This is a genomic window from Candidatus Sulfotelmatobacter sp. (assembly GCA_035498555.1).
In the GTDB taxonomy this organism is placed as follows: domain Bacteria; phylum Eisenbacteria; class RBG-16-71-46; order RBG-16-71-46; family RBG-16-71-46; genus DATKAB01.
On record DATKAB010000135.1, the window covers coordinates 1 to 9,820 of the forward strand.

General features: G+C 65.1%; 7 protein-coding genes. 6 read left to right on the top strand and 1 reads right to left on the bottom strand.

Features of this window, described 5'->3' with window-relative positions; all coding sequences use genetic code 11:
* Positions 1 to 141 precede the first annotated feature (141 nt).
* Positions 142 to 2,784, bottom strand: coding sequence for a DUF5916 domain-containing protein (locus VMJ70_11490; GenBank protein ID HTO91743.1), 2,643 nt, complete (start codon positions 2,782 to 2,784; stop codon positions 142 to 144).
* 317 nt (positions 2,785 to 3,101) lie between these two features.
* Between VMJ70_11490 and VMJ70_11495 the strand changes: the two genes are divergently transcribed.
* The 6 genes from VMJ70_11495 to VMJ70_11520 form a co-directional block, all read left to right on the top strand.
* Positions 3,102 to 5,381, top strand: a complete 2,280-nt coding sequence (locus VMJ70_11495) for an oligopeptide transporter, OPT family (GenBank protein ID HTO91744.1) — start codon at positions 3,102 to 3,104, stop codon at positions 5,379 to 5,381.
* A 9-nt stretch (positions 5,382 to 5,390) separates the two neighbouring features.
* On the top strand, positions 5,391 to 5,558 hold the full coding sequence (locus VMJ70_11500; protein ID HTO91745.1) for a hypothetical protein: 168 nt from the start codon (positions 5,391 to 5,393) through the stop codon (positions 5,556 to 5,558).
* 306 nt (positions 5,559 to 5,864) lie between these two features.
* The gene (locus tag VMJ70_11505; protein ID HTO91746.1) at positions 5,865 to 7,208 is read left to right on the top strand and encodes a hypothetical protein; all 1,344 of its coding nucleotides are present in this window, start codon (positions 5,865 to 5,867) and stop codon (positions 7,206 to 7,208) included.
* 26 nt (positions 7,209 to 7,234) lie between these two features.
* Complete coding sequence (locus VMJ70_11510; GenBank protein HTO91747.1) at positions 7,235 to 8,332, top strand: amidohydrolase family protein; 1,098 nt, start codon at positions 7,235 to 7,237, stop codon at positions 8,330 to 8,332.
* Positions 8,333 to 8,372: 40 nt separating this feature from the next.
* Entirely contained in the window at positions 8,373 to 9,593 is a 1,221-nt protein-coding gene (locus tag VMJ70_11515) for a DcaP family trimeric outer membrane transporter (GenBank protein HTO91748.1), read from the top strand.
* Positions 9,590 to 9,820 (top strand): hypothetical protein (locus VMJ70_11520; GenBank protein HTO91749.1); only part of this gene is annotated, 231 nt, incomplete at its 3' end. The genes VMJ70_11515 and VMJ70_11520, both read left to right, overlap by 4 nt.

A 9,820-nucleotide genomic window follows, 5' to 3' on the forward strand; every position in this document is an offset into this window, starting at 1 on the left:
CCCAGCGCCAGCCGATCCCGCTAGTGCGGTGGTGGCAACAGGATGGGTTGGGGCAGAATGGGGGCGAGAAGCGACCCGCTGGCGACATGCAGGGTCAGTCCCTGCACGTCCTGCACCATCACCAATCTTCGGAGCATGACCTTAGAGATGCATGTAGTAGGTGAGCTTGGCGAGGAAGATGTTGTCCGCCGAGGCGCCCAGCAGCCGTGAGAACGACGGGCCGACGTTGAATTCGGGCGTCGATTCGTAGTCGCTCCGCTGTTGCGTCCACACCAGATACAGCGCCGAGCCCGGCATGTACTCCCATCGGAACACCGCGTTACCGCGCAGCGATTTGGTGTTGAAGTCGTTGACCGTGGGGGCGGTCGGGCCAACCGGGCCATCGGGATCGAACTCGCCGGTCGCGGGATCGTAGGTCCAGGCGCCGGCACCCGGTCCGATGAAGTCGAGGCTCTTCGGTCGCGCCAGCTCCTTGTAGTCGGAGTAGCGACCGACTGCGATCAGGGGCTGCCCGTAGGACTGAAGACTCATAGTCGGCGTGAACGAGACGTTGAGCCGGATGTTGGCCGAGATCATCTGCTGATCGAGCCGGGCGAACACGTAGCGACTGCCGTAGGTCCCAGTGGCAGCGGGGTCCGGGATGGTCGCCACGTAGAACGCGCCGTCGCGCGAGCTGTCGTATCCCGGGCCGATGTCGAGCTTGATGTTGGAGGCCGGCTTGTACGTGAAGTAGGGGTAGAAGCTGTAGACGAACGAGTTCTCTTCGGGCTGCAGGTACTCGTAGAAGCTCACGTTGTAGTAGCGCTTGCGGCTGCCATCGGTGTCGCCGAACAGATTGATCTCGTAGCCGGGTTTGTTGAGCATCAAGGGGCCGCCACGGCTGCGCCGCGGGTTCACGGTTTCGGGGTTGTAGGCGAAGCTCGAGTTGAAGGTCCAGTTGTTCGTGTACCACCAGAATCCACGCCCCCACACGCCGGCCGAGGTGAGATCGCCGTCGAAGTTCTGGCTCGCGAACACCGCGCCGAGCAGCATGTGGTTCTTCACGTGCTTGGTGGGCTCGGTCCAACGGTAGCCGCCGCCCAGGTGCTCGTTGATGATGTCGGCGCGGCTCTCGAATCCCATGTCGTTGACTTCGAAGCCGGGGCCGATGTAGCCGATCGCCGAGTTGCTGAGCCAGTTGCCCTTTTCCTTGTTGAGCCACACGCGCGCGCCGCTGCCGGCGAGGGAGGTGGCGCCGGGATCGAAGGAATAGCTCTTCGCGTCGGGACGCTGAAAGTAGTGACGCGGATCGGTCTGGATGTTGGCGATGTCGGTGGCGGTTCCGGTGATGAGGCTGCCGCCTGCCCAGCCCGACAGCGCCCAGACCTTGCCGTGGTCGAGGAAATGCCAGCCGTCCACGATGCCGGCGAGCGCGGCACGGTTGAACTGATCGCGCACGGTGGGATCGCTCAGGTCGCGGTAGGCGAAGGTGGTGAGGAGCCCGAGGCCGTTCCGGCGCTCCGGGAATTCCTTGAGCGCTCGCGCCACGCCGTAGTAGGCGAGGGGCTCGACCTGCGGTTGCACCTCGGTGTTGTCACTCAACTGGACCTGCGCGTTCTCGCGCGAGGTGAGCGCGCTCAGGGTCCCGAAATTCACGTCCTGCGAGATCTTTCCGCTCAGCTTGGCCGCACCCAGGATGGTGGTGCCGGTCGGAACATCGGAATACGCGGTGTTGTCGGGCAGCGCACCTTCGGGCGCGTGGCCGATGCGGCGCGAGTAGAAGAACGTCGGCTGGGGAAAGTTGAAGCCCCAGTAGTCCGTGGCGCCCTGCTGCCCGGCGTCGAAGATCGAACTGCCTTCGACGAAAAACGGCCGCTTCTCGGGGAAGAAGGTCTCCACGTCGCTCAGGTTGACCACCGCGGGATCCACCTCGACCTGGCCGAAGTCGGGATTGACGGTGGCGTTGAGGGTCAGTTTGCCGCCCATCGGCATGCGTAAGTCGCCGCCGCCGTTGGGAGTGGTCTTGGGACTGGTGTGGAACGGATCGGTGACGCCGCTCGGCATGACTTCGACCTTGGAGGTGCCGTAGGGCAGAATCTCGATCGCGCTGGTCGGGCGCACGTGCTCGATGCCGGTCAGGGTGGGAAAGAGCGAGACGAAGTCGCCCGACTTCCGCGGCCGGCAGACGTAATAGATGTTCTCGAAGCCGCGCCCCATCTCGCGGCAAAAGTTGATGCCCCACCTCTGCGCCTCGGCCTTGGAAAAGCGAAGCTGCGAGAACGGGATCCTCATTTCCACCGTCCAGCCCTGCGCGTCCCTTCGCGCCTTGCCTTCCCACACCCCGTCCCACGAGTCGTCGGACCAGCCGTCGTTGTAGAGCGTGCCGTCGAACTGGGTGCCGGCGGCATTGACGGCGAAGTAATAGCCGCTGCGCCGGTCGTAGTAGGGATCGAGATAGATGAAGAAGCGATCCGACCGCGTGCCGCCGTCGCGCCGCGACAGCTCGCTCACGATCGAATCGGGCGAAGAGTCGTACATGCGCGCGCCCACGTAGAGCGCGTCGCGATCGTAGCGCACGCGCACCACGGTCCGCTGCGACGGCCGGGCGCCCTCGACCGGATCACGCTGGACGAAGTTGCTGCAGGCCGGGGCGGTCTGCCACACGGGCTCGTTGAGCACACCGTCGACGGTGATGCCGGAAGCGGTGAGCGTGGCGTGGACCACGTGCGACGTGTCCGGGGCGGGATCGGCCAGCGCGGGCAGCGCGAAACCGAGCAGCAGCGAGGCGAACACGAGACGACGCATGACACTCTCCAGGGCACGGGGACGGCGTCTTCGCGATACGCCCATTGGAGCGTGGTTGTGGCAGAAAGGTTGAAGCGTGGTGGTGCCGCGATGGCGCGATTCAGCGCGTTCGCCGCGCAATTCCTCCCGGCGCGGAGTTCGCGCCGACGGACGCAGATTCGGGCGGCGGAGCGTCGCGCGTGGGGATGAGGCGCGTGCGGGGTGTGCCCGATCGGCCCCGTTGACCCGCACGATCACTCTGCCTAGAGTCCCGGAACTCGCGCCCGGTCCGTGGCGCGCGCCCGAGGAGGCCGACCATCGCGACCCCGGCACTGAAGGTGGCGGAAGCGCCGCCGGAACCCTTCGCTTCCTACATCCCGGCCGAAGCGAAGCTGCCGGAATTCACCCCGCGCGCGGTGATCGTGGGCGCGCTGCTCGGCATGGTGTTCGGCGCGTCGTCGCTCTACCTGGTGCTCAAGGTCGGGTTGACGGTCAGCGCCTCGATCCCGGTCGCGGTGATCTCGATCACGCTCTTCCGCCTGCTCTCCAAGTTCGGCGTGCGCGACGCCACCATTCTCGAGAACAACATCGTCCAGACCGCGGGCTCGGCCGGAGAGTCGATCGCGTTCGGCGTCGGCGTGACCATGCCGGCGATCATGATCCTGGGATTCAACCTCGAGCTGACGCGCGTGGCCCTGGTGGCGGCGCTGGGCGCGCTGCTCGGCATCCTGATGATGATTCCGCTCCGCCGCGCGCTGATCGTCCAGCAGCACGGCAAGCTCAAGTACCCCGAGGGCACGGCCTGCGCCGAGGTGCTGAAGGCCGGCGCCTCGGCCGAATCGCGCGCCGCGGCCTCGCAGGAGGCGCACGCGGAGGCTACCGGCCTCGAGCGCGGGGTCTCGGCCACCACCATCTTCACCGGCTTCGGAATCGGCCTGCTCTACAAGACCGCGATGGAGGCGTTGAAGGGCTGGAAGGACACGCCCGAGAAAGTATTCGCCAAGCCGTTCGAAGCGGGCTCGGTCGCGGCCGAGATCTCGCCCGAGCTGCTCGGCGTCGGCTACATCATCGGTCCGAAGATCGCCTCGATCATGTGCGCGGGCGGTGTGCTCGCCTACCTGGTTCTGATCCCGCTGATCAAGTTCTTCGGCTCATCGATTCCCGGCCCGCTCGCACCCGGCACGATCCCGATTCACGACATGAGCCCGAATCAGATCCGCAGCGCCTACGTGCTCTACATCGGTGCCGGCGCGGTCGCGGCCGGCGGCATCATCAGCCTGATGCGCTCGATTCCCCTGATCTGGAGCGGCCTGCGCCAGGGCCTGAAGGACGTGGGCGCGGCGCGCGGCCAGGCCGACCCGCACCGCACCGAGCACGACCTGCCGATGAGCTTCGTGCTGGGCGGCATCGTGGTGCTGGTGCTGGCCATCATGCTCTCGCCACCGCTCCACATGAATCTGGTCGGCGCGCTCCTGATCGTGATCTTCGGCTTCCTGTTCGTCACGGTGTCGTCGCGACTCACCGGTGAGATCGGCTCGTCGTCGAACCCGATCTCGGGCATGACGGTCGCGACGCTGCTGCTCACCTGCCTGATCTTCCTGCTGGTCGGATGGACCGGCGGGCTCTACTACGTGACCGCGCTCTCGGTCGGCGGCATCGTGTGCATCGCCGCGTCCAACGGTGGCGCGACCTCGCAGGACCTGAAGACCGGGTTCCTGGTGGGCGGAACGCCGAAATGGCAGCAGGTCTCGATCCTGATCGGCGCGCTGCTCTCGTCGCTGATCCTCGGGCCGATCCTGCTCAAGCTCAACGAGGCCTCGACCATCTACATGCCGGTCTCGCGCGTGGCGCCCGCCGGGATGCACACCGACGTCTCGACGCTGCCGCAGGCCCGCGAAGGGCTGCGCGGGGTTCAAGCCAAGGACGACACGCGCACGTATCGGGTCTGGCAGAAGATCGACGACGTCGGCGGGCCGGCCGGCAAGTACCTGGTGGATGACTCGGGCAACGCGGTGTGGCTGGTGGATCCGGGCATCAACGGCACGCTGCGCCAGCGGCCCGATGGCACTCAAGTGCGCAAGTTCGACGCGCCCAAGGCGACGCTGATGTCGTACATCATCCGCGGCATTCTCGATCGCAAGTTGCCGTGGGGTCTGGTGCTGTTCGGCGTCATGATCGCGATCGTCTTGGAGATGAGCGGCATCCCCTCGCTGGCGTTCGCGGTCGGCGTGTACCTGCCGCTGTCGTCGTCGTCGCCGATCTTCCTGGGCGGAGCCGTGCGCTGGCTGGTGGATCGGGGGCGGCGGAGGCAGCTCGCCGGCCGCAATCTGAGCGAGGAGCAGCTCGCCGCCGACGCCGACCGCAGCCCGGGCGTGCTGATGGCCTCGGGCTACATCGCCGGCGGTGCGATCGCCGGCATCGTCATCGCCTTCATGGCCGGCGTGCTCGAGAAGACCGACATCGCGTTGACCGACTGGGCCAACGTGCACAATCCGTTCTTCAACGGTCCGCGCGCCGATCTGCTGGCGCTCCTTCCGTTCGCCGTTCTGATCACGCTGCTCCTGCTGGTGGGGCAGGAGAGATGGCTCGCGCCGCGCAAGTCCGGATCGAAGGGCTAGCGCCGCGCCGTGAGCGACAAGCGGTTGATCATGATCGGAATGGTCATCGGCTCCACGCTCGGCGGGTGGCTTCCTTCGTTGTGGGGCGCCGGGGGTTTCACGGTCACCGCCGTGGTGTTCGGCGCGATCGGTGGGCTCGCCGGCATCTGGGCGGCGTGGAAGCTCGTGAATCGGTGACGCCGCGGCCGTCAGTCGCACGTGACGGCCTGTCAGGCTCGAACCCGCACTCGCGATTCTCTGGGAGAATGTCGCGCCCCGCATCCCCGCGCACAAGCCCCCTGATTGCTTGACGATCGCCAGACTTTTTCGCAACCGACGCGATGTTGTTCTGAAGCAGGCATCGCGGTTGCAATTGCGCCGCATCGGCGCGCGCGGCGAGTTGTTCGCGCGGTGTGACTGGCGTTTTCGAAGCGCCTTGCGCAGTATGGCGCGCATCGCGTGAGCCTCGAAACCATCCACTGGCCGACTACTCTAGGGAGCCCCATGAGCCGTCCGCTTCTCCTCTTGCTGAGCCGCGTTGGACTCGTTCTGCTCGTGGGGGCGCTCGGTCGCGTTCCGGTCGCTCACGCGCAGGACGATGCCGGACCTCCGCCCATGACCGAGGCCAAGATCGACACTGCCGGACCGGGCGGCGGATACGGCAACAACATCGCCGGAGAGTTCACGCCGGGCCGTGGGTTCGACATCATCAAGACGGATCGCGGCAGCCTCAATATCAGCGTCTACGGCTTGTTCCGCTACGTGAACCAGCTTCCCGCCAACCAGACGTTCACCGATCACCTGGGGCGCGTGCGTACGGTGAACACGCGGAACGACCTCAATTGGCACCGCACCATGATCTGGCTGACCGGGTTCTTCTACGACACCCGCTTCCGCTACAACATCACGGGCTGGTCCCTGGCGACGACGCAGCAGACCCTCATTTTCGGGAATCTTCAGTACCTCGCCGGGCGGGCGCTCACGATGGGAGTGGGGATCGCGCCCAACCTCACCAATCGCTCGATGATGGGCTCGTGGCCGTTTTGGGCGGCGAGCGATCGTCAGATGACCGAGGAGGCGTTGCGGGGCGGCTTTTCGTCGGGCTTCTGGCTCACCGGGCAGCCGATCGATCGCTTCTATTACAACGTATCGGTCAACAACAACCTCAGCCAGCTCGGCGTGGTCGCGGCCAACGACACGCGCGACCTGGCGACCAGCGCCAGCATGTGGTGGATGCCGACCACCGGCGAGTTCGGACCGCGCGGAGGGTTCGGCGACCTCGAGCACCACGATCAGCTCGCCACCCGTTTCGGAGTGTCGGGCTGCACCAGCTACGAGAGCCGGTATGCGCCGCTCGGCTCGCCGCCCAACGCCACGCAGATCAAGCTCTCGGACGGGCTCAATCCGTTCGATCTCGGGGCGCTCGCCGACAACGTGACCGTCACCCGCCTTCGCTACCAGGAAGCGGGGTTCGACGCGGGCGCGAAGCTGAAGGGTTTTTCGATCCAGGCGGAATACATGATCCGCCGCTTGTCGAATTTCGAGGCTACCGGTCCGGTGCCCATCAACTCGAACTACGACCGCGGCGCTTACGTCGAGGCGATGCACATGGTGGTTCCGAAGCACCTCGGCATTTACGGCGTGACCTCGTACATCTGGGACGAGTTTCAACGCCATCCGTGGGAGGTGGCCGGCGGCGCGAGCTTCTATCCCTACGGGTCGCGCAGCTGGCGCCTCAATCTGCACTTCATCCACGTCGAAAAATCGCCGGCGTCCTCGACGTTCGGCTATTACACCGCGGGGCAGACGGGCAACACGATCTCGCTCGGCACCGACATTCTTCTCTAGGCGGAATCTGGCCAGGAGGCGCGACGATGAAACGCTCCCTTTCTCGCGGTTTCACGGTGGCAGCCGCGACCGCGCTGGTGATCGGGGTGACCGGCGGGCTCTCGCTTGCCCAGAAATCCGCGACCGGCACGAGCGGCTATCTCTACAACGACAGCCACTTTCACCTCACCAACTACATCCAGGAAGGCATCGACGTTCACCAGTTCCTGAAGATCATGGGCGACAAGGTGGGGCGCTCGACGCTGTTCGGGATCCCGCTCCAGCAGCAGTGGTCGTACCGGATCTCGGGCGACAAGGCGCCGACCTACTACCTCGATACCGATGCACGCCTCTACTACTACTCCTTCACGGACGCCTACATCGCGATGCAGTATCGCTCGCTTTCCAAGGCCGAGCAGGCGCGTTTCGACCCGATGATCACCGGTTTCAACCCTACCGACATGTATGCCGCCGACCACATACGCCGGGTGATGCTCACCTTTCCGGGCGTATTCGAAGGGATCGGCGAGTTCACGATCCACAAGGAGTTCGTCTCGTCGAAGGTCGCCGGCGACGTGGCCAGCCTCACCGACCCGGCGCTCGACCGAATCCTCGATTTCGCCGCCGAGGTCGGGCTGGTGGTGTTGATCCACAACGACGTCGACCGCCCGTTCGCGCACAAGGGCGACCAGCCGGTATTCCTCGAGCAGTTCAAGGCGCTGCTGCGGCGCCACCCGAACAACTCGATCATTTGGGCGCACCTCGGGCTCGGCCGTGTGATTCAGCCGGTCGAGCATCACGCGCTCATGCTCGAGGACATCCTCGAGGACCCGGTCTGCAGCCACGTCAGCTTCGACATCTCGTGGGACGAGGTGGCGAAGTACATTGTCTCGAGCCCGGAAGCCACGAAGCGCGCCGCGGACCTCATCACCCGGTTCCCCGATCGGTTCCTGTTCGGCACCGACACCGTGGCGCCCAAGGACACCACCGCCTACTACAGCGTCTACCACATGTACCAGCCGCTCTGGGACGCGCTGCCCAAGGATGTCCTGGAGAAATTGCTCAAGCGCAATTACGAGCGGGTCTTCGATGAGGGCAGACGAAACGCCCGCGCCTGGGAAAAGGCGCAGCTGGCGAAGCGATAGCGATCACGGTCGAGACCCACAAAAAGAAGGGGGATACGGCATGAAGAGGGCATTGAAGATGACGGCGCTCGTTGCTTGCGTTCTGGCCACTCTTGGCGCCTCGGCACACAGTGCGTCCGCGCAGGGCACCGCGCGCTGGCAGATCTACGGGTTCGCGATGCTGGACGCCGGATTCATGACCGAAGGAGTGAATCCCCAGTGGTTCGACACCATGCGGCCCAGCAAACTGCCCGCGTTCAAGGACGAATTCAACAAGGACGGCCAGACCTTCTGGGGCGTGCGCCAGAGCAAGATTGCCGTGAAGACCTGGACGCCCACCGCGATGGGTGAGTTGTTGACGCAGTTCGAGTTCGACATGTACGGCGTGGGTCCCGACGCGGGACAGACCACGATTCGCCCGCGGATCTACTACGGCGAACTGGGACACTGGGGCGCGGGACAGATCATGAGTCCGTTCATGGACATCGATGTGTTCCCGAACTGCCTGGACTACTGGGGGCCCAACGGAATGTTGTTCTTCCGCAATCCGCAGATTCGGTTCATGAACGTGAAGGGCGAGAACAAGCTGACCGTCGCGCTCGAACGACCGGGCGCGAGCGGCGACCTCGGGACCGACCGCGACGAGATCGTGGCCAGCGGCGCGGAGATCGTTCCCAGCTTCCCGCTGCCCGATCTGTCGGGCAATTTCCACATGGGCCAGAAGTGGGGCTATTTGCAGGTCGGCGGCATCGTGCGCCAGATCAAGTGGAATCAGCTGAACTCGACGCCGACTCAGGACATCAACGGCAGCGTGACGGGTTGGGGCGCCACGGTGAGCGGCAACTTCAACCGCGGCAAGACCGATGTCCTGCGTTTCCAGGGCGTCTACGGGGAGGGCATCGAGAACTACTTCAACGACGCTCCCGTGGATGTCGGCACCAAGCCGCATCCGGCCGATCTGGTCAATCCGATCGACGGCGTGGCGCTGCCCATCAGCGGCGTCACCGTGTTCCTCGATCACACCTGGAACGAAAAGTACACGAGCACGATCGGATACTCGCAGAACGTGATCCAGAACTCGGTCGGTCAGGCGCCGGACGCCTTCCACATGGGTCAGTACGCCCTGGCCAACGTCCTGTACACGCCGGTCAAGGACGTGATGATGGGTGTCGAACTGGGTTGGGAGAAGCGCAAGAACAACACGGATGGATTCGACGTGGACAACGTCGTCGTCCATGCCTCGTTCAAGTACAACTTCTCGATTGAAAGAGGTGCACAATGAGTCGCTCGACCGAGGGACCTGCAGGGCTGATGTGGCGCCGGGTGTCCGCCGGTGCCGTTATCTTGGCGCTGATGACCTGCTCTCCGGCGCTCGCCGCCAAGAAGTCGTCGGCGCCGGCCAAGGCCGCCGCGCCGGCGGCACCGGCCGGCCCGAACTATCAGGCCGCGATCGACGCGGCGTTCGCCAAGTACAAGGATACGCACGAAGGCAAGAACGCCGACTACATT